The organism is Pseudoalteromonas tetraodonis (genome assembly GCF_002310835.1).
GTDB lineage: Bacteria > Pseudomonadota > Gammaproteobacteria > Enterobacterales > Alteromonadaceae > Pseudoalteromonas > Pseudoalteromonas tetraodonis.
In genome coordinates this window covers 680,780-702,966 of the sequence record NZ_CP011041.1, presented here as the reverse complement: position 1 = coordinate 702,966, position 22,187 = coordinate 680,780, and the positions used below count along the sequence as shown (strand labels likewise).

General features: G+C 40.0%; 21 protein-coding genes. 7 read left to right on the top strand and 14 right to left on the bottom strand.

Going from position 1 to position 22,187, the window contains the following annotated elements:
• Positions 1 to 7 precede the first annotated feature (7 nt).
• Complete coding sequence (locus PTET_RS03300) at positions 8 to 1,273, bottom strand: sugar MFS transporter (protein ID WP_028834342.1); 1,266 nt, start codon at positions 1,271 to 1,273, stop codon at positions 8 to 10.
• Between the two features lie 251 nt (positions 1,274 to 1,524).
• Between PTET_RS03300 and PTET_RS03295 the strand changes: the two genes are divergently transcribed.
• The 3 genes from PTET_RS03295 to PTET_RS03285 are packed head-to-tail and all read left to right on the top strand — an operon-like array spanning position 1,525 to position 5,216.
• A complete protein-coding gene (locus PTET_RS03295; RefSeq protein WP_096038188.1) occupies positions 1,525 to 2,859 on the top strand; it encodes a GH1 family beta-glucosidase in 1,335 nt (444 codons plus the stop codon).
• Between the two features lie 15 nt (positions 2,860 to 2,874).
• Positions 2,875 to 4,203, top strand: coding sequence for a glycoside-pentoside-hexuronide (GPH):cation symporter (locus PTET_RS03290; protein WP_096038187.1), 1,329 nt, complete (start codon positions 2,875 to 2,877; stop codon positions 4,201 to 4,203).
• A gap of 11 nt (positions 4,204 to 4,214) precedes the next feature.
• Positions 4,215 to 5,216 carry a LacI family DNA-binding transcriptional regulator gene (locus PTET_RS03285; protein WP_096038186.1) on the top strand — a complete coding sequence of 334 codons (1,002 nt, stop codon included), beginning with the start codon at positions 4,215 to 4,217 and terminating at the stop codon, positions 5,214 to 5,216.
• Positions 5,217 to 5,248: 32 nt separating this feature from the next.
• Here the strand turns inward: PTET_RS03285 and PTET_RS03280 are convergent, their stop codons facing one another.
• Genes PTET_RS03280 through PTET_RS03260 form a run of 5 tightly spaced genes read right to left on the bottom strand, consistent with a single transcriptional unit; the run spans position 5,249 to position 10,769 of the window.
• Complete coding sequence (locus PTET_RS03280; RefSeq protein WP_096038185.1) at positions 5,249 to 7,210, bottom strand: response regulator; 1,962 nt, start codon at positions 7,208 to 7,210, stop codon at positions 5,249 to 5,251.
• A gap of 25 nt (positions 7,211 to 7,235) precedes the next feature.
• Positions 7,236 to 7,697, bottom strand: a complete 462-nt coding sequence (locus tag PTET_RS03275) for a response regulator (protein ID WP_028834347.1) — start codon at positions 7,695 to 7,697, stop codon at positions 7,236 to 7,238.
• 1 nt (position 7,698) lies between these two features.
• A complete protein-coding gene (locus PTET_RS03270) occupies positions 7,699 to 9,183 on the bottom strand; it encodes a sensor histidine kinase (protein ID WP_096038184.1) in 1,485 nt (494 codons plus the stop codon).
• 18 nt (positions 9,184 to 9,201) lie between these two features.
• The gene (locus PTET_RS03265) at positions 9,202 to 9,411 is read right to left on the bottom strand and encodes a hypothetical protein (protein ID WP_028834349.1); all 210 of its coding nucleotides are present in this window, start codon (positions 9,409 to 9,411) and stop codon (positions 9,202 to 9,204) included.
• Between the two features lie 17 nt (positions 9,412 to 9,428).
• Positions 9,429 to 10,769 carry a sigma-54-dependent transcriptional regulator gene (locus PTET_RS03260; protein WP_096038183.1) on the bottom strand — a complete coding sequence of 447 codons (1,341 nt, stop codon included), beginning with the start codon at positions 10,767 to 10,769 and terminating at the stop codon, positions 9,429 to 9,431.
• 227 nt (positions 10,770 to 10,996) lie between these two features.
• Between PTET_RS03260 and PTET_RS03255 the strand changes: the two genes are divergently transcribed.
• Entirely contained in the window at positions 10,997 to 11,512 is a 516-nt protein-coding gene (locus tag PTET_RS03255) for an NUDIX hydrolase (RefSeq protein ID WP_024601537.1), read from the top strand.
• A 28-nt stretch (positions 11,513 to 11,540) separates the two neighbouring features.
• On the opposite strand, the gene PTET_RS03250 is transcribed toward PTET_RS03255, so the two are convergent.
• The 3 genes from PTET_RS03250 to PTET_RS03240 all read right to left on the bottom strand — a co-directional run bounded on the left by PTET_RS03250 (position 11,541) and on the right by PTET_RS03240 (position 13,717).
• On the bottom strand, positions 11,541 to 12,047 hold the full coding sequence (locus PTET_RS03250; RefSeq protein WP_024601536.1) for a YgjV family protein: 507 nt from the start codon (positions 12,045 to 12,047) through the stop codon (positions 11,541 to 11,543).
• Between the two features lie 62 nt (positions 12,048 to 12,109).
• Entirely contained in the window at positions 12,110 to 12,676 is a 567-nt protein-coding gene (locus PTET_RS03245; protein ID WP_028834352.1) for a Crp/Fnr family transcriptional regulator, read from the bottom strand.
• Between the two features lie 6 nt (positions 12,677 to 12,682).
• Positions 12,683 to 13,717, bottom strand: a complete 1,035-nt coding sequence (locus PTET_RS03240) for an NAD(P)H-dependent flavin oxidoreductase (protein WP_096038182.1) — start codon at positions 13,715 to 13,717, stop codon at positions 12,683 to 12,685.
• A 200-nt stretch (positions 13,718 to 13,917) separates the two neighbouring features.
• On the opposite strand from PTET_RS03240, the gene PTET_RS03235 reads away from it, so the two are divergent.
• The gene (locus PTET_RS03235) at positions 13,918 to 15,294 is read left to right on the top strand and encodes an NAD-dependent succinate-semialdehyde dehydrogenase (RefSeq protein ID WP_013464180.1); all 1,377 of its coding nucleotides are present in this window, start codon (positions 13,918 to 13,920) and stop codon (positions 15,292 to 15,294) included.
• Positions 15,295 to 15,365: 71 nt separating this feature from the next.
• Here the strand turns inward: PTET_RS03235 and PTET_RS03230 are convergent, their stop codons facing one another.
• From PTET_RS03230 to PTET_RS03215, 4 genes are all read right to left on the bottom strand, one after another.
• Positions 15,366 to 15,902: a DUF924 family protein gene (locus PTET_RS03230; protein WP_013464179.1), complete on the bottom strand. Its 537-nt coding sequence runs from the start codon at positions 15,900 to 15,902 to the stop codon at positions 15,366 to 15,368.
• 132 nt (positions 15,903 to 16,034) lie between these two features.
• The gene (locus PTET_RS03225; RefSeq protein ID WP_024601531.1) at positions 16,035 to 17,114 is read right to left on the bottom strand and encodes an endonuclease/exonuclease/phosphatase family protein; all 1,080 of its coding nucleotides are present in this window, start codon (positions 17,112 to 17,114) and stop codon (positions 16,035 to 16,037) included.
• A 21-nt stretch (positions 17,115 to 17,135) separates the two neighbouring features.
• Entirely contained in the window at positions 17,136 to 17,507 is a 372-nt protein-coding gene (locus tag PTET_RS03220) for a hypothetical protein (RefSeq protein WP_013464177.1), read from the bottom strand.
• 73 nt (positions 17,508 to 17,580) lie between these two features.
• Complete coding sequence (locus PTET_RS03215; protein WP_013464176.1) at positions 17,581 to 17,829, bottom strand: TIGR03643 family protein; 249 nt, start codon at positions 17,827 to 17,829, stop codon at positions 17,581 to 17,583.
• Between the two features lie 143 nt (positions 17,830 to 17,972).
• On the opposite strand from PTET_RS03215, the gene PTET_RS03210 reads away from it, so the two are divergent.
• Positions 17,973 to 18,629 carry a YoaK family protein gene (locus PTET_RS03210; protein WP_013464175.1) on the top strand — a complete coding sequence of 219 codons (657 nt, stop codon included), beginning with the start codon at positions 17,973 to 17,975 and terminating at the stop codon, positions 18,627 to 18,629.
• A 56-nt stretch (positions 18,630 to 18,685) separates the two neighbouring features.
• Positions 18,686 to 20,755: a TonB-dependent receptor gene (locus PTET_RS03205; RefSeq protein WP_096038181.1), complete on the top strand. Its 2,070-nt coding sequence runs from the start codon at positions 18,686 to 18,688 to the stop codon at positions 20,753 to 20,755.
• A 58-nt stretch (positions 20,756 to 20,813) separates the two neighbouring features.
• Here the strand turns inward: PTET_RS03205 and PTET_RS03200 are convergent, their stop codons facing one another.
• Positions 20,814 to 21,953: a Na/Pi symporter gene (locus PTET_RS03200; RefSeq protein ID WP_013464173.1), complete on the bottom strand. Its 1,140-nt coding sequence runs from the start codon at positions 21,951 to 21,953 to the stop codon at positions 20,814 to 20,816.
• Between the last annotated feature and the right edge of the window lie 234 nt (positions 21,954 to 22,187).

Genomic DNA, 22,187 nt, shown 5'->3' with positions numbered 1-22,187 from the left:
CTAAAACTTAAAGACGAGTTGACGTTGTTTTTTTTGCACCAAACAGCGCGAAGTAAGTAATATATAAATAGCAGCCAATAGGCAGTATAAGCGCTAACTGCACACCGATATTGTCAGCCAGCATACCTTGTAGTAATGGAATAATAGCTCCACCTACAATCGCTAAGCATAAAATACCCGACCCCTGTGAGGTGTATTTACCCAAGCCTTGAAGCGCTAAACTAAAAATAGTAGGGAACATAATAGAGTTACACAGACCAACCAATAAAATAGCCCACATAGCGAGTGACCCTTGACCTGTCATTGCAATTAACACTAACACACCGGCCAAAATACCATGACAAGCTAACACCTTGGCTGCATTTAATTTTTGCATAATCGCAGCGCCAGCAAATCGCCCTATCATTGCACCTGCAAAATAATAGCTAATATAATGTGCAGCTTGTTGCTCAGGTAAACCTGCAATATGGTCAAGGGTTAAAAAGCCGACTAAAAAGCTACCAATCGCAACTTCAGCACCTACATAAACAAAAATACCAATTGCGCCCAAAATAAGATGGCGATATTTCCAAACACTGCCTAAGTCAACAAACTCAGTGTCACCTTGATTTTCAGCTTCACTATCAATCGCTTTACCGAGTTTAGGTAACTTCAAAAAAGCAAAAATAATAGCCAGTGTTAGTAAACTTGCACTGAGCATTAAGTAAGGGAACTTAACTTGTTCGGCTGTAGCTTGACTAATTTCAGACAAAATCAACCAACTACCAAATAATGGCGCAACCGTTGTTCCTAAAGAGTTAAAAGCTTGGGTCATAGTTAAACGCGAAGACGCTGTTTTTGCAGGCCCTAATACGCTTACATAAGGGTTAGCAGAGACTTGTAAAATAGTGATCCCTGAAGCAAGCACAAATAAAGCAAGTAAAAATAGTTCGTAAACATGTGCCTCTGCAGCGGGGTAGAATAATGCACACCCTATCGAAGCAACAACCAAACCAACAACAATACCAAATTGGTAACCTATTTTACTAACGAGTTTTCCTGCAGGAATTGACATAACAAAGTAGGCACCAAAAAAACAAAATTGTACCAACATTGCTTGGGTGTAATTAAGGGAGAACATTCCCTTTAAATACGGAATTAAAATATCGTTCAGGCAAGTAAGAAAACCCCACATAAAAAACAAGGTCGTAAGCGATGTTAACGCAAAGGTGTGTGTAGACCCTGGTTTTTGGCTGTTTTCTGCTGCCGGTAGTGGCTGTGTGATATGTGCCATAGTATAATCTCTAATTATTTATAATTATCAGATTGTTACCTCTATTTAATTGCGTTTAGTAAAACTTAAAATGCAGATAATAGTTGCAACACCAAATGTAAGCGCTTACATTTATAGCATACAGAGAAAATTTATCAATTTATTTACAAATAATATTGTAAGCGCTTACATTGCTGTATTATACAATTTCTATTGCTTAGCTAATTACGGTAAAGCGCATTATTATTGCAAGCTTAAGGACGTATCTCATTGTGTTTAAAACAATTTATTTGCCAGGCACGTCAGCCCTTTTAAAATCGCCGTTTATTTTTGGTGTTGCCACGGCCTCTTTTCAAATAGAGGGAAGCCACAACACGCGATTGCCATGTATTTGGGATACTTTTTGTAGCAAACCAAACACTATTGCAGATAACAGTAACGGCAATCACGCCTGTGAGCATGTAAAATATTGGCAACAAGACGTTCAAATGATTGCCGATTTAGCCGTTGATGCCTATCGACTTTCTATTTCTTGGCCCCGCGTTTTACACCAAGATGGAAGTTTAAACATTCAGGGCATGGCGTTCTATAAGTCATTACTACAGGCCCTTAAAGCACGCAATATTAAAACTTATGTCACTTTATATCACTGGGATTTGCCACAACATTTAGAAGACAACGGTGGTTGGCTCAACCGCGATACAGCTTACCAATTTGCTCATTACGCTCATATAGTAACTCAGCAACTAGAGGGCTTAGTGGATTCTTATGCGACCTTAAACGAACCGTTTTGTAGTGCCTACCTAGGCTATGAAATAGGGGTACATGCACCAGGCATAAAAAGTCAAAAAGCAGGACGCCAAGCGGCGCACCATTTACTACTAGCCCATGGACTTGCGATGCAAGTGATACGCAAAAACTGCCCTAAGATAGAGGCCGGTATTGTGCTTAATTTTAGCCCTGCCTATCCATTTACTCCTGACGATGAACGCGCTGCTAAATTAGCTGATGACTATCATAACCAATGGTATATTCAGGCAGTGCTGGAAGGCCGCTACCCTGAAGTGATTAAGGAGCTTGCAAATGATGCAAAACCTGATGTTGCAAATGGCGACATGGCAATAATTAGCCAAAAAATCGATTTTTTAGGGGTTAATTACTATACTCGTATCCATTACAAAAATACGCCAGATCATTGGTTTAGCGAAGCTCCTTTAGAGAATATTGCCATCACTGATATGGGCTGGGAAATATACCCACAGGGATTGTGTGAACTCCTACTTTCATTAAATGATCGTTACACGCTACCCAAAGTATATATAACTGAGAACGGTGCAGCGATGGCCGATGTATTAATAGATGGAAAAGTAGATGACATACATCGTATCAATTACTACCATACACACCTTAATGCCGTTCATAATGCCGTTGAGCAAGGCGTTAATGTGCAAGGCTACTTTGCATGGAGTTTAATGGATAATTTTGAATGGGCCTATGGCTATGAAAAACGCTTTGGGCTAGTCTATGTTGATTACCAAACTCAACAACGCACCTTAAAACAAAGCGCAATTGCGTATCGTGATTTTCTTAAACAGCGCCAAAAATAATAATGAGTGGCTTTTATGCTGAGTAAAAAAGAAAAAATAGCTTATGGCCTAGGTGATACGGCCAGTAATATTATTTTTCAAACCGTAATGCTATTTTTAACTTTTTTCTACACCGACATTTTTGGTATTTCGCCTGCTGTTGTTGGTACCCTTTTTTTAGTCGTCAGAGTCATTGATGCAGTTACAGACCCAATAATGGGCGCCCTGACCGATGCCACTCATACAAAATACGGTAGCTACCGACCTTATCTACTTTGGCTTGCCATCCCCTTCGCTGTTATAAGCGTGATTACCTTTACTACCCCCGCGATGGATGACGGCAACAAAATTATTTACGCGTTCGTTACCTACACCTTGCTAATGTTGGTTTATACCGCAATTAACATTCCTTATTCGGCACTTGGCGGCGTACTCAGTAGCAATCCTAACGAACGGGTTTCTATTCAATCATATCGATTTGTGTTTGGCATGCTGGGGGGGTTATTGGTTACGAGCTGCACTTTACCTTTAGTAAAGTGGTTTGGGGAGGGTAATAACGAGTTGGGCTATCAATTCACCATGCTGGTTATGAGTTGCCTAGGTGTAGTGTTATTTCTAATTTGTTTTCGTTACACCAAAGAGCGGGTGATCAATCCACCACATAAATTATCTTTAAAAACACAACTTCACGTTTTATGGCAAAATCAGCCGTTTAAAATATTGTGTATGGCAGCACTGATATTATTGACCAGTATGGTGCTGCGCACGACATTAGCTATTTACTATGTAAAGTATGTTCTTGGAAAAGAAGATTTAATCACCGAATTTGTGACTTTAGGTATGGTCGGTAATATTATAGGCTGTGCGTGTGCGCAACCTTTAAGTAAACGCTTAGATAAAAAAACGGCTTATATTTATCTGCAATATATTTCTGCCATATTGAGCTGTTTTGCTTTTTTTGTCCCTAATGAGCAAGTTTTACTCGCCTTTTTAATGTATTTTTTATGGTGCTTTTTCACTCAAATGGCGACACCTTTATTGTGGGCAAAAATGGCAGATGCTATTGACTACGGAGTTTGGCAAAATGGTCAACGACTCACAGGTTTGGTTTATGCAAGCGTGGTATTTTTTATCAAATTGGGGCTCGCATTAGGCGGCGCTATAGCGGGTTGGTTACTTGCGTATTATCAGTATCAAGCCAATGTAGAATTAAGCGAAGCAACTAAAAGCGGTATTTTAACCTCATTTACACTCTACCCTGCTATTGGCAGTATACTTGTGGCTTTAATAATGACTAAATACAACTTAGATAACAAAACCATAAAAAAAATCACCGCCGATTTAACACAAAAAAGTAATTTGTAACAAGGAATAGTATGGCCACCATTTATGAGGTGTCAAAGCTTGCAGGGGTATCACTTGCCACTGTTTCAAGAGTAATGAACAACAATGCAAACGTAAGTGATGCAACCAGAAAAAAAGTGACTTTAGCGATGGAAGAATTAGGCTACCGCCCAAATTCTATTGCGCAATCACTGGCCTCTAATTGCTCTAATAGTGCTGGCTTATTGGTTTCTGAGTTAAAAGGTCCTTTTTATGGCCCTATGATGAGCGGCATAGAAAACACCCTCAGAAAACAAGGTAAACACGTTATTATTACCGCAGGGCACAGTGACGCAGAGCGAGAACAACAAGGCATAGAGTTTTTAATTAGCCGTAATTGTGATGCACTTATTTTGCATGTTGAAGCGGTTAGCGATGAATATTTAATAAAGCTGAGCAAAGGTAAAACGCCGTTTGTTTTACTTAATCGCCATATTCCTGAGCTCGCCGATCGCTGTATTATTCTTGATAATATTAAAGGGGGCTATTTAGCGACTAAATACATTCTTGAGTCTGGTCACAAAAACATTGCTTACATTAGCGGTCCTTTATGGAAAAAAGACGCTCAAGAGCGTTTAAACGGACATAAACAAGCACTTGCTGAACACGACATTGAGTTTGATGAAAACAGTTTGTATGAAGGTGACTTTATAGAAGATAGCGGCTACGAAGGATTTTCTGCTCTTTATAAAAATAACCCCGCCATTACCGCCTTAGTGTGCGCCAATGACGAAATGGCAACGGGTGCAATGGTCAGTGCCAGAGAGCATGGCATTGAACTACCCGCACAACTTTCAATAATAGGCTACGATAACGTGTTCTTTACCCGCCATGTATACCCCCCTTTAAGCACTATTAATTACCCAATAGATGAAATGGGAAAAGTAGCTGCACAGTGGGTACTGAGCCATGTATATCAAAAAAGCGTACAGCCTATTCAAACTTTATTTCAGCCCGAATTAGTCATACGCCAATCGGTCGTTAATATTACCTAGCTAATTATTATATAAATTGGCAAATAGTGGCGTTAAACAAGTTTACTTAATAGCGCCAAGTTTATTGGTTTAAGCAAAACTTGCTCTATTTCTAGCTGCCTAATGTGTACGGCATCAGGCTCCATTCCACTAATAATAACTCGTTGAATATCAGGATAGTGTTCTTTAATAAACCCAGCAAGCTCTAAACCTGAACCATCGGGTAAATGCATATCGAGTAATACTTTGTCGTAATTACTGTTATGCTCAAGCGTCGCCTTACAGTCTTTGACACTTGTTGCTATATCCGTGTCTACATCCAAACTTTCTAATAATAACTGAGTAATTTGTCCGGCATCAGCATCGTCTTCCACTAATAAAAATCGCTTTATATTAGTATTATGTTTTGGCGTTGGCTGTATCGATGAAACACGTTGTGTTTTTTTCCCCAGCGCTGACTCTAAGCATTGGTAAAGTAAGTTGGAATCCACAGGTTTAGCAATCATATCGTCAAACCCTAACGCGGTTAGTTCGTTATGAATACCTTTCATGGTGGCCGCGGTTAAAGCAATAATCGCCCCTTTAAACCCTAACTTTCTAAGTTCAATGGCTGCTTCTTTTCCGCCCATCACCGGCATATGAATATCTAAAAATATAATATCGTAAGCGGCGCGGCCTTCTGCGAGTTGCTTTTTAACCTTATCAAGCGCTTGTTTGCCATTATCGGCATAATCTACATCTGCACCCGCTGAGCCAATTAAATGGCCAACTAACACGCGTAAATCGCGTAAGTCATCCACCACCAACACTTTGCCACTTACTTCGCATGGCGCTACTTTTTGCTGCATGTTGGGGGTTAAATCAAGCTTTAATAAATTGCGCTCTACCTGTCTGATATCACCAGGGTATAAGGAAATGGTAAACGTTGAGCCCTCACCTACATAAGAATCTAATGAAATAGTACCCTGCATACGACTAAGTAGCTCAGAACAAATAGCTAATCCCAAGCCCGCACCACCTACTGAGCGCGACTCTACATCGGCAATTTGCTCAAAAGGCTTAAAGATGAGTGCTTGTTTTTCTGGAGCAATACCCAAGCCTGAATCTTTAATGCTAAAAAAGAGCATTTCACGTTCAGCCACCGTCTCTGTCCATGCGTTAACGATAATTTCGCCTTGCTCGGTAAATTTTATCGCATTATTTATCAGGTTAATGAGAATTTGTCGTACCCGAGTAGCATCTACACGAATAACTAATGGCAAAGGCTCCAGTGATTCAAATTTTAATGATAAACCTTTATCAAGGGCTGATACACGCATTAGCGTAAACACGTCGGCCATTAGGCTATCAAGATTAACATCCCCCAAGCTTAGCTCAAGCTTATCGACTGCAATTTTAGATAAATCTAAAACATCATTCAGTAAGCTCAATAAATGTTTGCCATTACGATAAATAACGCCCAACTCATTTTCAGCTTGCTTGCTAAAATCACTGAGCATAAGTAGTTCGGTATAGCCTAAAATAGACGACAAGGGAGTTCGCAGTTCGTGGCTTAAATGCGCTAAAAAGCGGTCTTTTGAACGGTTTTCGGCCTCTGCTTTTAAACGCTCAACTCGCTCATCTTCTACATCGCGGCGCGCTAATGCATAACGAATAGAACGGGCAAACCGGCTACCACTCATTTCACTTTTAACTAAGTAATCAACCGCACCAGCATCAAGCGCAGCCGAATCTAGCGCATCGTTAGATTGCCCCGTTAACATGATAATAGGCCCACAAAAGCCATTCTTAATCGCTTGCTTTAAAACACTTAAGCCATCTGAGGCACCTAAGCGATAATCAAGCAGGCAAATATCATGCTCATTTTTACTTAGTACATGTATTGCCTGCTCAGGAGAGCTTATCCAGTCTATGTCAAACACATGGGAACTGAGCTGCTCTAAATAGTCACGAGTAAGAATGTAATCATCTTCATCATCTTCAACCAATAGCAGTTTCGTTGCCTTTGCTAACATAGCGTCTCCTATTTTAATTATATGCTTAATCGTTAAACGTGCTTGGTAGCTCTACAAATTCAACCCAGTATTTACCTAACGTTTTCATCAACTCAACTAAACCATCAAAAGTTACTGGCTTGGTAATATATGACGCCGCACCTAAATCGTAACCTTTAACCATATCCTCTTCTTGCTTTGAAGTAGTTAAAATAACAACGGGAATACCTTTTAAATTAGGGTTGGCTTTGATCGCTTGAAGTGCTTCACGTCCATCCATTCTCGGCATGTTTAAGTCGAGTAAAATCAAGCCAGGTCTTGGTGACAGGGTTTTATCTTCAAACTTCCCTTTACGCTCTAAATACTCTAAAAGCTCTACACCGTCTTCAACAAAGTGTAATTCATTTAAAACGCGACTTTCAGCGAGGGCATCTTGGGTTAATAAACGATCATCTTCATCATCGTCTGCCATTAAAATGGTAATGGGTTTTACGTTTGTTAATGGCATATTATGCCTCTCCTTGTAATGTGAATAACTCTGCATCCACAGGTAGTTTAATAATGAAGGTTGCGCCTTCATTAGGGGTGCTTATTGCTGTAATAGTTCCGCCATGTCGCTCTACAATTCTGCGACACACAGATAATCCAATGCCGGTTCCTTTATATTGAGAACGTCCATGTAAACGCTGAAATGGCACAAATATTTTATCTGCATACTCAGCTGAAAAGCCGATACCATTATCTTTTACAGTAATAACATGCCAACTTACTTTACTATTATGGTCTTCACTAAACTCGCTAATTCGTTCAAAGCTAATATCAATAACAGGATTTACGTTAGGCGCTCTAAACTTCACTGCATTTGAAATTAAGTTTAAAAACAGCTGATGCATTTGACTCGGATCAGCCTGAATGATTGGCATATCAACCGTTATCACTTGCGCATTAGACTCATTAATGGCTATTTCTAAATCGCTTAAAATATCATTAAGTATGCTATTTAGATTGGTGTCGGTAAAATCTTTACCTCGAGTTGTTACTCGAGAGAACTCTAATAAATCATTAATTAAATTAGACATGCGCTGTGCGGCATTTTTCATGCGGGCAATGTAGTCAGTTCCCTTTTCACCCAACTCGTCTTTAAACATGCTTTCAAGCCGATCACTAAATGCTTGGATTTTTCTTAGCGGCTCTTGCAAGTCATGACTGGCAACAAAAGCAAACTCTTCTAACTCTCGGTTACTGCGACTTAACTCATCAGAATATAACGTAAGTTCTTGGGTACGTTCGGTCACTTTACTGGCTAAGGTTTCGTTTTGCATTTCAAGCTCAGCACGATACTCGGCCGCATTTTTTAAATTAAGTCTAGCCAATAAAAACATACCCAAAATCAATAATGCGCTGGTCACTGCAGTAATACCAAAAGTGATTTTAGCTTCTTTCTTAATTTGTGCTAATTTCGAAAAGTGACTGACTTTAAACAGCAATTCACGTTCTTGTATATCATTAACTCGCTGACGGATCTCTCTATATAGGTCTCGCCCTTCATGTGAGTTCAGTATTACTAAAGCGCGTTTTTCTTTATCATTTAATGCTAATTTAACCGTTTTTTTAAGCTCAGCTATTTTAGCTTCAACCAAGAGTAACAGCTGTGCAATACGCTCAGCCTGCCCGTCAATTTCAGAATGTAAGGCGCTCACATGGTTCGTTTGAGACTTTATTTGTGCGATAGCATCGTAGTAAGGCACTAAATAATCATCCGTTTGAGTTAATAAATACCCACGCTGCCCCGACTCAGCTTGCACTACCGAAAGGTGCAATTGCTCTATCGCCGTGCTTAACATATTAGTGTTATCTAAACTTTGCTGAGTACGCGTTAAGCCTTGTATGGTATTAACCGCTAAAAATGCATTACCTACAATAATGCATAGTATTATGGAGATAAATAACGCCCATACTACATTTGCTTTGCCTTGCTGTTTGCGTTTAATCATTTATCGTCCTGGTTTTTATTATTTTGAGTCTGAAATAAGCTGTAAACTGTCACTACATGCTTGGCAATTAACAATTATTTTATCGAGTGCCTCGAGTGCTTTTTCGACGGGCATATCGTTTTCAAGTACTAGCTTGATAAGCTCAGCATTCATTGAAATACGATTTAACGGTGCCCGCGCATCATGTACTAATTCGTTTAAAGGCTTTATTTGTTTAGTTAATGCCATACTATCCTCATGTTGTTTTATTTATATTCGCCAATGCCACCATATGCGTTAAGGCGGTTATAAAGCGTTTTAGTACTTATACCTAACATTTGTGCAGCCAATGTTTTATTACCTTGTACTTTATCGAGTGTTGCATGAATAAGCTCTTTTTCAACTTCTTCAATGGTTTGTCCTGCAGAAACCTGATTTTCCTGAGCTTGATTATTTACTCGTGAAAAAGGTGACTCTAGGTTATCAGGCAGTGCCACATCGCTTGTTTGTGGATCGCTCATAATAAAAGCGCGATGAATTGCATGACGAAGTTCACGTACATTACCTGGCCAGTCGTACGTTTGCAGCTCTTTAAGTTGCTCGTTCGTCCAGCTAAAAGCAGTGCCATTTTCGTCATTTAACTGCTCTAAAAAGACTTTTGCCAATAATGGAATATCGTCTTTTCGTTCACGTAATGGCGGTATATCAATAGGAAATACGGCAAGCCTAAAGTAAATATCTTCACGTAAAATATTATTCTGCGCTAAATCGGTAAGGGAGCGATTAGTCGCTGAAATAACACGGCAGTTAGTTGGAATTTCTCGGTTGCCACCTACCCTTGTTACTTTTTTTGTTTCTAATACGCGCAATAAATTAGGCTGCATGCCAATGGGCATTTCAGTGACTTCATCTAAAAATAAGGTGCCATCATTTGCCTGTTCAAACACGCCCTCTTTGCGGGCTATCGCCCCTGTAAAGGCACCTTTTTCATGACCAAATAATTCACTGCCAATAAGCTCTTTTGAAAGGGCGCCACAGTTGCTAGCAACTAAAGGTCCTTCGCATTGACTGGCATTATGAATCGCTTGTGCAACCACTTCTTTACCGGCACCACTTTCACCTACTAACATTACGTTAGCCTGTGTTTTAGCAACACGTTCTATCATAGTATAGAGCTTTTGCATTGCCTCAGATTCACCAATTAAGGTATCAAAATGATGGGTGATAGCGTTTTTCTTAGCTTTTTTAACAGTTTTTTTAGGACCATTTAAAACCAGTTCTAAATCTTCTCGCTGCAGCGGCTTTAGTAAATGCGTTACATTGGGCTCACACATATCGGCTAAAATCCCCTTAACCGATGGGTGCCCTGAAATAAGAGTGACTTTAGGAGATTGACCAATCATTTTTAAATGGTCTAATAAGTGCAAGCCGCTACCATCGGGTAACATGAAATCCAGTAATACATGATCAAAGGAATTATTCTCAAACCACTGATGCGCTTCTTCTAAACTGGTTGCAGTTTGAATATTATGCCCAAGAAACTCAACAATATGACAAATAACATCACTAAATTCGATGTCGTCATCAACTAAAAGTATATTTAACATGATTAATCCCTATGCTTTTTTATTATTCTACTCACCCCTTTAAACAAATGAAAGGTATTCAGAGCAGGACTAAAACAATGACATTTTATTTTTTAATAGTTCGCCATTATAACTACAGATATATGTATAAACGCTTAAATTAACAATCTTTTCAGTTAATTACTTTTTAACAATGAAGTAATTAATACAACCAACTGATATAATTTACCTTTATTGCTGGAGTCGTTATGCGCCTATTAAAAACCACTATTCACCCCACTATTAATATTACTCATGGTCGTCAGTTTACTCGCCCTACTGCTCGCGCAATTGTATTTAAACAGCAGTACATTTTATTAATGTACACTCAGCGCTATGACGATTTTAGTTTACCCGGTGGTGGCGTAGACTTACACGAAAGCATTGAACAAGGACTTATCAGAGAGCTTAATGAAGAAACTGGCGCGCAAAATATAAAAATCTGCAGTGAGTTTGGCCTCTATGAAGAATATCGTCCTTGGTACAAAGATGACTTTGATATTATTCATATAAAGTCATACTGTTATGTATGCGAAATTAACGAACAACTCGGCCAAGCACAGCTTGAGCACTATGAGCAACAAAATGGTATGCAAGCTAAATGGGTAAATATTTTTGAGGCGATAGCTCACAACGAACGCACATTAGCTAATAGCGATAAACAAGGATTGTCGATTATTCGAGAAACCTTTTTATTAAAAGAAATTGCCAAACAGTTCTTTTAATAAGTTTACATTGCTGCATTTTACGTTCCTACTTGAGGTTCAGCAAGACTTTTTTACTAATATAAAATCGATATAAACCAAATAAGTTACTACTTAAAAATAGGCTTTCCATAATTATTGCCACAGGGGAGCCAGCAAAAATATTATGCGTTATCCAAAAAGAGGTTCCCACCACCATACATAACCTCAAGTGCAAGTCTCTATTTTGAAATGAAGCAATGGTTTGTATTAATGTCGCCACCAGCGCAAAGCCACTAAACCAATCTTGCCATGTTAAATAAACGGCTAAACAACTCACTGCCATAAATCCAAACATGGCCCAAGTATGCTTAAAGTATATGCAGTAAAAATAACGTAACGCGGCAATAAGCATTAAGCAGCCAGCACTGTTATAACCCAAAATAAAAAAGTGGACTGAGGTTAATAACACAGAGGTAAATAAACAACATAAAATAATGCGTCGGGACTTAAACTGAAATGAAGCTAAGTCGAGTAAAGTCGCGACGGCAACCAATGATTGGGCAATTAAAAACATAACACTCCAAGGCACTAAAGGCGTAAAAATGAGGAGTGTATAGTGCTTTATATAAACAGCACTTAACTTAAGTTAAGTCGCTTACGAATTCGAGATAACGAAATGGCCGAAATACCTATATACATAGCCACTTGGCTTAAGCTTAACTGCGCCAACCAATGCGGTTTATGTTTAAGCAAGTAACAGTATCGCTGCTCGGGGCTGTTGAGTAATAAAAATGCTTCTTTGGCTTCTTTAAATATTAGTTGCTGCGCAATGAGTTGCTGCTTAATGAGTTGGTACTGTGCTTGCTCAAATAGTGTCAGCGGTACTTTAATTACACTTGCCTCATTAATTACTTTTAATTGGTAAAAAGCGGGGCTTGAGGTCATCCAATTGGCAAACAGCAATGCAAACTCATTTTTAAAATAAAACTCTTTGCATTTTTGCCCGCCATCAATATCATCATGAATAGCACCTAAAACCCCCTCCACAATTAAATAGCCATAACGCTGTACATCGCCTTGGGGCAATAACACGGTATTGCGCGCGACAAGCTGTTGAGGGTAAATACCTGCCAATTGTGTTTTAAGCTTATTTATAAGCACTTCATAACTATCGCCAAGCGATAAAAGTGGGTTATCAGACATTAAACATTACCATTTTTCCATTAAAATATGCGTAATATCCGCAGCTGATACCCCCACCCGAGGCACATACTTTTGACCACACCATAAAGGCGAAAAATCACTTTGGCCTGCTTTTTCAGCGCATGTTCTTAATGCAGTTATTGCGCTACTAGCGTGAGGAAACGAAGGCACGCCCTCAGGCATAGTACCTAACTCGAGCATGACGCGGTTTTGAATACCCCGCGCGGCTCGACCTGAAAACAAAGTAGTTAGTGCGGTGCTATCTTGAGCCTGCTCTAAAATAGCTTGCTGATGTAAAGCAGATGTTTTTGCCTCTTTACATAATAAATAAGCGCTACCAACTTGAACTCCACTGGCTCCCAGCGCTTTCATATGCTTTACATCATCTGCCGTTGCAATACCTCCTGCAGCAATAATCGGTAATGATAAATACTCAACACAACGCTTAACTAACTGCTCAGTGGTTTGTTGCAAGCTTAAATCCATTGATAAAAAATGCCCTCGATGCCCTCCAGCTTCTAAACCCTGAGCAATAACAGCATCAGCGCCATTTTCACTGAGCCAAATAGCTTCATCTAAAGTGGTCGCCGTTGAAATTACTTTAGTGCCCCAGCTTTTTATTTGCGCCACAATAGCGTGCTTAGGTAAACCAAAATGAAAACTCACAACTGCCGGTTTATAGGGTGCAATAATATCAACAACGGCTTGGTTTATAGGCTGACGGGATGCCCCTGCGGTTAAACTTTGCGGGTCAATTTCATACTCTGCAAAATAAGGGCTCAGCATATTATGCCATTGCTGCTTTTGTTGGCTGGTGTAATCAGTAACCGAGTGACAAAAAAAGTTTAGATTAAATGGTTTATCTGTTTTTTGAGTAAGTAAGTCGAGCTGTTCAACTAACTGTGCTGGCGATAACATAGCACAAGGCAACGACCCTAGCCCGCCAGCTTCACAAACGCTTGCAGCCAATTCAACGTTTTGTACGCCCGCCATAGGCGCTTGAATAAGAGGTAAATCGATATTAAACAATGACTGTACCATCTAACTACTCCCTGTAACTTTTTCAACAACTTGCAGTATTTACAGAACCATAGCAAAAACAACGAACAAACAAAATCTAGATTTTTGTATAAAGTAATATAAAAACCATTATTAACAAAAAGTTATGAATTTTTATAAACTATCGCCCAACTGGCTTTGGTTTTGCACCTACCCTATTACATAATTTGTTAGGAGGTAAAATGAGTAACACAGTAGATACGATCAATCCAGCAACCGAGCAAGTCATCAATAGCTATACGCTGCTTTCTCAAGCTCAAGCAGAACAAGTGATCGAAAAGTCTCATGAAACATACTTAACATGGCGATTAACCTCGTTTACTGAGCGCGCTAAATACTTGAATAAGCTAGCCTCTTTATTTGAAGAGCAAAAAGAAGCGCTTGCTAAACTGATGACCGAAGAAATGGGTAAAGTGTACGAACAAGGCTTTCAAGAAGTGCAGCTTTGTGCTGACATTTGCCGTTATACCGCAGAACATGGCGCCGATATGCTGAGCGACGAAGAACGCGATATGCAAGGCGGTCGTGCAATTATAAGTTATCGCCCTACTGGCGTGTTGCTAGGTATTCAGCCATGGAACTTCCCACTTTATCAAGTTATTAGATACAGTGCCGCAAATATTATGGCGGGTAATACCACGGTATTAAAACACGCGGGCAATGTATTTGGTATGGCTGAAAAAATAGATACCTTATTTAAACAAGCTGGGTTCCCTGAGCATTGCTTTAGTAACTTACTAATTGACGGAAAAACAGCCAGCGCACTTATTTCTCATGAACACATTAGTGGCGTTACCTTCACAGGAAGTGATGGCACAGGTAAAAAAGTAGCTGAGCAAGCCGGTAAGCACGTTAAAAAAACGGTATTGGAGCTTGGCAGTAACGATGCTTATGTTGTACTTGATGATGCCGACCTCGCACTAGCAGTTAAAACCTGTTTGCAGGGCCGCATTATTAACAATGGGCAAACCTGTGTGGCTGCCAAGCGCTTTGTGGTAGTTGACTCATTATACAATGACTTTAAAGAAGCGCTGAGCCAGCAATTTAAAGCAATTAAAATGGGCGACCCTATGGATAAAGATACGGAACTGGGTCCTATGGCACGCGAAGATTTACGCGACAAAATTCATCAGCAAGTGCAAGACTCGGTAAATGCAGGCGCAAAAGTAATTGTAGGCGGCGAAATTCCGCAGCAAACAGGCTATTACTACCCGCCTACAGTACTAGAAAATTTATCACCAGGGATGCCTGCATACGATGACGAATTATTTGGCCCTGTGGCATCTTTGATTAAAGCCAAAGATAATGATGACGCTATGCGTATTGCCAACGACTCCCGTTATGGACTAGGCGGTGGTATCTTTTCAAAAGATGAGAAAAAAGCCATTGAGCTGGCTAAAAAGCATTTTGATACCGGTATGATCAACATAAACGGTTACGGACTGGCACAACCGAACTTACCATTTGGCGGTGTTAAAGACAGTGGCTATGGCAGAGAACATGGCGGCTTTGGTATTCGCGAGTTTGTGAATGTTAAAAGCATCATGATTAATAGCTAATATCAGGTATCTGGTTAATAAAACTAAACACCGCGCTTGTAATAAGCGCGGTGTTTTTTTGTCTGATGAATCTAAAAACCTGAATTGGGCTGTTTTAAAAACTCGCGTTCTTCTTCTGTAGACTCCCGCCCCAGTATTTTATTACGATGCGGGTAACGATTAAATTTATCGATAATCGCTTTATGTTGATACTCAAAGTCTAAGTTATTTTGAATACCTAATCCCTTATATAACTTAACCGCTTCCTTATGAATTAACTTCGATTCGCTGTGCATAAAAGGCATATACAAAAATACTCGCTGCTCATCCGTCAACTTCTTATCAAACCCTTTTGTAATGGCCGATTGTGCTAACGCTAAAGCCATTGAATCACAGGCGAATGATGCTGGCTTGTCACGATAAATATTGCGCGAGAACTGATCAAGCACGATAATTTCAGCTAGGCTGCCTAATGCACTCTCACGCCATTGAAATAACTCACTCGCACTCGCTTGCTGGTGTAATTGGCCAAAACGAGCCTGAATCATCAAATCAAACGCCTCATCTTTTTGCCACCACTGCTTAGGCTCAAGCTCTGTAAACCAAAAGTAGATAATTTTATTAAACATAATGAATCTCTTTGCTAATTAACACTCAACTAAATAGCTCGCTATATAAAATCCCGCAAATTTAAAAGCACGCCCCTAATGTATTAATTTTGCCTTTCGCCTAAAGCCTTTAACCTAATACCTGTACTTCATCTAGCCTTTTTCAAACCTAGGCACTTTACGTTTATCGGCTTTGCTCATAGCAAGCTCTTGTATGTCCTGCTGTTTAAGCTCGCTGGGCTTTGTTTCGAGTGATTGCTGATTAGCATCTTCATAAACAAGTTCGGTAAGCAGAGCAAAGTGATCGGAGCCATATTTAGCAAGACGTTTGATACGCTTTACAGTAAAACCTGTAGAGTGAAATAAGTGATCGAGCGGCCAGCGCATAAAAAAGTAACCAGCATGAAAAGTGTTATAAAAGCCCCGTCCTTTACGTGGGTCTAAAAAGCCACTGATTTGCATAAATAAACGGGTGCTGCGTGACCAAGCTACATCATTTAAATCGCCGGCGACTATCGTCGGGCGGCTTGGATTTTTAAGCGCTTTAGCCACCATTATTAGTTCGCTATCGCGCGGACGCGATGAATCTTCTTCGGTTGGGCTCGGTGGGGCAGGATGAATAAAGTGGCCTTGCATTTTTAGCCCTTGATGATTTTCAAACAAAATATGAATAGAGGGAATATTATCTTCTATGAGTTCACAAATTTGTGCATCGAGTATGTTAAATTTACTAAAGACATGCATGCCGTAGCGGTTATCTTTTGGGCACTGTACTTGATAAGGGTAGTTTTTTTTAAGCACAGATAACTTATCTTGCCACCAGCTATCGCTTTCTAGAGTGATGAGTAGGTCGGGTTCATAGGTATTAACAAGGCTAATGAGCTGCTCACTATTGTGGTTCGACATAAGTACATTAGCCGACATAATACGAATGCTGTGGTTGATATTTTCCGGTGCGCTTTGCACCTCTTTTTTAGCAAGCCATGTATAAGGATAAATCCACTTAGCTTGAAGCGCACAAATAATTAAAGCAACAGCCGCTATTAATGAGTATGCAATAAAGTCGATTTGCCACATACCTATTAGTGCAACGATAATTACAGCGCTTGCTAGGTAACACACCTGCAAGCGCACAAAATCGCAGCTACGGACTAAATAGTGCTGACTGTATGACAGCGGCAATAAGGTTATTAACAACAAAAAGCCAGTAATTACCGCCAACACTATGAGCATTTATAAGTCCTTATATGGTGCCTAATGGCGCTGTAAAATAGAGAGAATTTCACGAGTGTCGTGCACTAGATGAATAATAGTGCGATCAACTTCTATTCGCACTGTGTCTCTTTCTCGGTCTATTACTCTAGCACGCTTATAAATATCATGCTCGAGGATATCGCCTTGATGATAACGGGTGTGCCATCCTGGTGGAGTCCACCCTTGGCGAATTAAATGCCTTGCTTGTTTTTTAGAGATTCGTTTTTTGTCATGGTATTGGTTATATTTATGCTTTTTCCAGTGATGCTTGTTTGCGTGTTTATTCGCATGTTTGTCTTTGTGTGGTACAGCAAATGCGTTTGTTGCCATTAGCGCAAAAACCATTACTAAAATACTGATTAGTGATTTCATGGCGATTCTCCAGTGTGATCATTACTGAAGAGTATTAACGGTTAAGCCTGAACATTACATGAAATGAGAAAAATTAACGCTGCTTGTACTGTGTTTTACAATGACTGCGCATAATCGCGGGGTCGCGTAACTTTAGGTGTTTAGTTTTACGCCCAGCATGGCGCTTACGCCATACTTTAAATGAGCCGCTAGATATGTGGTCACGCATAAAATTAACTAACTGAGAGTAATTTAGCCCATACAGATTTTCAATGGCTTCAAATGGCGTTCTGTCTTCCCATGCCATTTCTATAATGCGTGATTGCTGTTCTTGGTTAAACATATTAATTCCAAATTTGGTTAATACGCAAAAGTTAAATTTAGCGATCATCACTTGGTTGTGATGTTAAAAATATAATCTCTTTTCATTTATTAACTTTAATTAAGTGTATGATTAATCTACACACTGAAACCGGAGCTAAAAGGATGTTTACAAAACTACCTAAGTGGGTCGAATATGGTGCGTTTACCCTCGCTTTTATTGCCGGTATGGTAAACGCAGTAGGTTTATTAGGGTTTGAACAGCAAGCAATTTCTCACGTTTCAGGGTCGGTGACTTCATTAGCTATTGAACTTACTACCAACATCAAGGCGGCGTTATTTTTAGTTGCGATTGTACTGAGTTTTATACTCGGCTCGGCATTAACAGGCTTAATGCTTTCAGGCGGTTCACTTAAGCTAGGCCGCCATTACGATACGCTCTTATTTATTGAGGGTATTTTACTGCTGTTAAGCGCACAGCTACTTCAATATTCTTACCCTTACGCACTTACACTTGCCTCTGCTGCCTGCGGCTTACAAAATGCTTTGGCCACTAACTACAGCGGCGCTGTAGTGCGTACCACTCATTTAACCGGTATATTTACCGACCTAGGGTTAATGTTTGGAAAAGCCCTAAAAGGACAAACATTCGATACTAGAAAGTGCATTGTTTTTGTATTAATTATTGCCGGTTTTTTAACCGGCGGAGTGGTAGGCGTATTGCTATTTAAACATTACTCAGTGCTGACTTTAGTTGTGCCCGGCATTTTTTGTATTGTTTTATCGATTACTTATCGGGTTTATAGGTTGAGTGTGCTTTAACCAATTCACAAAATCCCCTACCCTAAACTTATCAAATTGCCGATGTGCTGGAATTTATGAAATACTACTATTTACCCCCTTTATTGTTATGCAGTCAGTTAAGTTTAATTAATAGTGCGTGTGCTGAAGATACCGCGCAATCAATTGAACGTATCACAACCACAGCATCACGTAGTGAAGCGCTTTCCACCCCATTACCTTTGGTGATCAGTGTATTAAGCGAATCACAGCTTGAGCTTATTGCCCCTACCCATGTAGAAGAAGCACTGCAACGCGTTGCAGGTGCCAATGTACAACGTGGTAATGGTCAAGAGTATTTACCCGCCCTGCGCTCGCAGGTGCTTTCTGGTACGGGGGCTTGTGGAGGGATTTTAACTGCTGAAGATGGTATTGCACTTCGTGCAGCTGGGTTTTGTAATATTAATGAGCTATTTGAAGCACATAGTGAGATGGCACAGCGTATTGAAGTATTAAAAGGCCCAGGCTCTGCACTGTATGGCTCAAATGCAGTGCATGGCGTAATTAACGTCATTACACCAGACACGACCCAAGGTGGTGGTTTACTGGGTGTTGATTATGGCTCTTACGGTTATGCTCGCTATAAATTGCGTGCAGGCCATGCTATGGATAATTCAGGGTTCGGTATTAATGCCAGCTTTACCGATGATGGCGGTTACCGAGATGATGAAAGCGTTAAACAACAAAAAATAAATGTGCGACATCGATACGCTAACAACAACTTAAGTTTAATATCGGGGTTGACCTATACCGACTTAGACCAACAAACCGCAGGATATATTAGTGGCTTTCAAAGCTATAAAGATGAAGATATTGCACAGCAAAATTTTGATCCTGACGCCTTTAGAAAAGCTCGCTCGCTTAGGGCTTGGAGTAAAGTAAGCTGGCAATTAGGTGAGAACACGCTTGTTGTTACTCCTTATCTTCGTGACCAAAGCATGGACTTTTTCAAACACTTTTTACCCGGTACTCCGCTCGAAAAAAACAGTCAAACAGGGTTTGGCCTACAATCGCTTTATCAACATTATGTGAACGACAATACCAACCTAAAACTTGGTTTTGATGGTGAGTTTACTCAAGCCGATTTTTTACAAACCCAAGATAAACCGACTCAAGGTTCTGCGTTTTTAGTAGCCACAGTGCCGCAAGGTAAACATTACGATTACCAAGTTGACGCCACCTTATATGCTCCATTTGCCGCTATTGATTGGCAACTAAATAATTGGCTTATAACCGCAGGACTGCGTTATGAGCACATGCAATATGACTATCAAAATAATATGCTTGCAGGGCGTACAAAAGAGGATGGCAACGAATGTGGTTTTGGTGGCTGTCGTTATAGCCGCCCCGAAAGCACTAAAAACAGCTTTAGTAATCTTTCGCCAAAACTCGGGGTGAGCTATCAGCTTAATACTAACAATACATTATACGCTAATTTTTCAAGAGGCTATCGAGCCCCCCAAGCGGCTGAGCTCTATCAATTACAACGCGAGCAAAGTACTGCCGACTTAGACGCAGAAATAGCTAATAATGCTGAGATGGGTATTAAAGGGGTGTACAACAATACTCGCTATGGCTTATCGATGTATGCGATGAGCAAGCACAATACCATCTACCGCGACAGTGACTTTTTTACTGTTAATGACGGCCAAACTCGGCATCGCGGTATTGAGCTTGAATTAGCGCATAGCTTTAATCAGCACTTATCTGTTAATTTTGCAGGCACCTATGCCAAGCATACGTACTCGAATGAGCAAGTTATTGGCAGCATTAATATTAAAGGTAACGATATTGATACCGCACCTCGAAAGGTTGCTAATATCGATTTTAACTGGCAAGCCAACGAGAGTATTAGCCTTGCGCTGCAATGGCACTATGTGAGCCGCTACTTTTCCGACCCTGAAAACTTACATGAATATCAAGGCCACGATATTTTAAGCTTGCGCGGCCAGTGGCAAATTAGTCCACAGCTATTACTGAGTGCCCGAATTATAAACTTAACTAACACAGCCTACGCTGAGCGCGCCGATTACACCAGCTTTACTGGGGATCGTTACTTCCCAGGTAAACCACGTAATGCCATGTTGTCTGTAAGTTACCAGTGGTAAAACAAAAAATGCGCTATATAAATTATATAGCGCATTCCTTTTATACGTTTATTTCTACTTATCGAACGGCCAGTACAATTAAACCAGGCACCACAAAGAACGATCCTAGTATATAGCCTAATGCTGCTGATTTATTATTTGTACCAATTTCGGCTAGCTTTTCAGCAAGTTTTAGCGGTATTTCACGCAGCACAGGAACGCCGTAAATAAGTGCAACTGCAAATACATTAAACATAACGTGTACCAATGCAATTGTTAGCGCAACCTCAGCCATAGGCCCTGTAATTGATGTGGCCGCTAATAAAGCAGTAATGGTTGTACCGATGTTAGCTCCCAGTGTGAATGGGTAAATTTGACGCGTAGTAAACACACCACTTCCAGCAAGTGGGATCATCAAACTGGTTGTCGTTGATGATGACTGAACCATAATTGTTACTGCCGCACCTGATGTGATACCCGCGATAGGCCCGCGCCCAATGGCTCCATGCAGTATATCTTTTGCAGTGCCAACCAGCGCTTTTTTAAGTAATTTACCTAATGTAGTTACGGCAAATAAAATCAAACAAATACCTGCAATAACCATCGCTGCACCTAGCATTTTTGTATCTAAAAAACTAAATGCATCTTTTATTACGCCCACAGCTGGTTTTACGAGTGGTTTAATAAAGTTGTAGCTCTTTAATGATAAGTCGGCATCACCAATAAATAAGTGCGATAAAGCAGCAGACATTTTTTGCAGCAAACCAAACATTATTTCTAGCGGTAAAAATATAATAACGGCAAATAAATTAAAGAAATCATGAACAGTTGATGCCGCAAATGCACGTTGGAACTCTTCTTTAGAGCGAATATGGCCAATAGACACTAAGGTGTTAGTAATAGTGGTACCAATATTTGCACCCATCACCATTGGAATAGCAATACTTAACGGTAAACCGCCAGCAACTAGTCCCACTATAACTGAGGTAACCGTTGATGATGATTGCACTAAAGCGGTTGCTAAAGCACCTAATAATAATGCGATAAACGGGTTGGTTGCGAATGCAAAAATCTCTTTCGCTCCCTCAGTACCGCCCGACGCTAATTTAAAACCACCACTGACAGTGCCAACGGCTACAAGGACTAAATAAACTAAAAAGGCGATAGCAGCCCAGTTAAGCGTTTTTATTAATAGCGTATTGCGCTTTGATTCACTCATGTTTAAATCTCAGTTTTGTCTTACCGATTATGGCATTTTGATGACGTTTTTGTTTCAGAGCGCATTAGAACACCTAAATATTACAGAAATATTTCAATTCGATTAACGTGCTTTTTTATTCATAACATAAAAACATAAGGGTGAAAAATTGAGTATAAGGCAAGCCATAACTCTAAAAAAAATCAATTAAAATCAAAAAATTAAACTTAGTATTCAATTACATAACAAAGCGCT

Excerpts from the sequence above, each read along its gene's own strand:
- PTET_RS03205 (WP_096038181.1), top strand. The coding sequence starts at position 18,686 with ATGAAATACTACTATTTACCCCCTTTATTGTTATGCAGTCAGTTAAGT.
- PTET_RS03240 (WP_096038182.1), bottom strand. The coding sequence starts at position 13,717 with ATGGTACAGTCATTGTTTAATATCGATTTACCTCTTATTCAAGCGCCT.
- PTET_RS03280 (WP_096038185.1), bottom strand. The coding sequence starts at position 7,210 with ATGTTAGCAAAGGCAACGAAACTGCTATTGGTTGAAGATGATGAAGAT.
- PTET_RS03230 (WP_013464179.1), bottom strand. The coding sequence starts at position 15,902 with ATGTTTAATAAAATTATCTACTTTTGGTTTACAGAGCTTGAGCCTAAG.
- PTET_RS03215 (WP_013464176.1), bottom strand. The coding sequence starts at position 17,829 with ATGTTTAACCAAGAACAGCAATCACGCATTATAGAAATGGCATGGGAA.
- PTET_RS03260 (WP_096038183.1), bottom strand. The coding sequence starts at position 10,769 with ATGTTAAATATACTTTTAGTTGATGACGACATCGAATTTAGTGATGTT.
- PTET_RS03270 (WP_096038184.1), bottom strand. The coding sequence starts at position 9,183 with ATGATTAAACGCAAACAGCAAGGCAAAGCAAATGTAGTATGGGCGTTA.
- PTET_RS03265 (WP_028834349.1), bottom strand. The coding sequence starts at position 9,411 with ATGGCATTAACTAAACAAATAAAGCCTTTAAACGAATTAGTACATGAT.
- PTET_RS03255 (WP_024601537.1), top strand. The coding sequence starts at position 10,997 with ATGCGCCTATTAAAAACCACTATTCACCCCACTATTAATATTACTCAT.
- PTET_RS03210 (WP_013464175.1), top strand. The coding sequence starts at position 17,973 with ATGTTTACAAAACTACCTAAGTGGGTCGAATATGGTGCGTTTACCCTC.
- PTET_RS03250 (WP_024601536.1), bottom strand. The coding sequence starts at position 12,047 with ATGTTTTTAATTGCCCAATCATTGGTTGCCGTCGCGACTTTACTCGAC.
- PTET_RS03200 (WP_013464173.1), bottom strand. The coding sequence starts at position 21,953 with ATGAGTGAATCAAAGCGCAATACGCTATTAATAAAAACGCTTAACTGG.
- PTET_RS03235 (WP_013464180.1), top strand. The coding sequence starts at position 13,918 with ATGAGTAACACAGTAGATACGATCAATCCAGCAACCGAGCAAGTCATC.
- PTET_RS03245 (WP_028834352.1), bottom strand. The coding sequence starts at position 12,676 with ATGTCTGATAACCCACTTTTATCGCTTGGCGATAGTTATGAAGTGCTT.
- PTET_RS03225 (WP_024601531.1), bottom strand. The coding sequence starts at position 17,114 with ATGCTCATAGTGTTGGCGGTAATTACTGGCTTTTTGTTGTTAATAACC.
- PTET_RS03300 (WP_028834342.1), bottom strand. The coding sequence starts at position 1,273 with ATGGCACATATCACACAGCCACTACCGGCAGCAGAAAACAGCCAAAAA.
- PTET_RS03285 (WP_096038186.1), top strand. The coding sequence starts at position 4,215 with ATGGCCACCATTTATGAGGTGTCAAAGCTTGCAGGGGTATCACTTGCC.
- PTET_RS03220 (WP_013464177.1), bottom strand. The coding sequence starts at position 17,507 with ATGAAATCACTAATCAGTATTTTAGTAATGGTTTTTGCGCTAATGGCA.
- PTET_RS03275 (WP_028834347.1), bottom strand. The coding sequence starts at position 7,697 with ATGCCATTAACAAACGTAAAACCCATTACCATTTTAATGGCAGACGAT.
- PTET_RS03290 (WP_096038187.1), top strand. The coding sequence starts at position 2,875 with ATGCTGAGTAAAAAAGAAAAAATAGCTTATGGCCTAGGTGATACGGCC.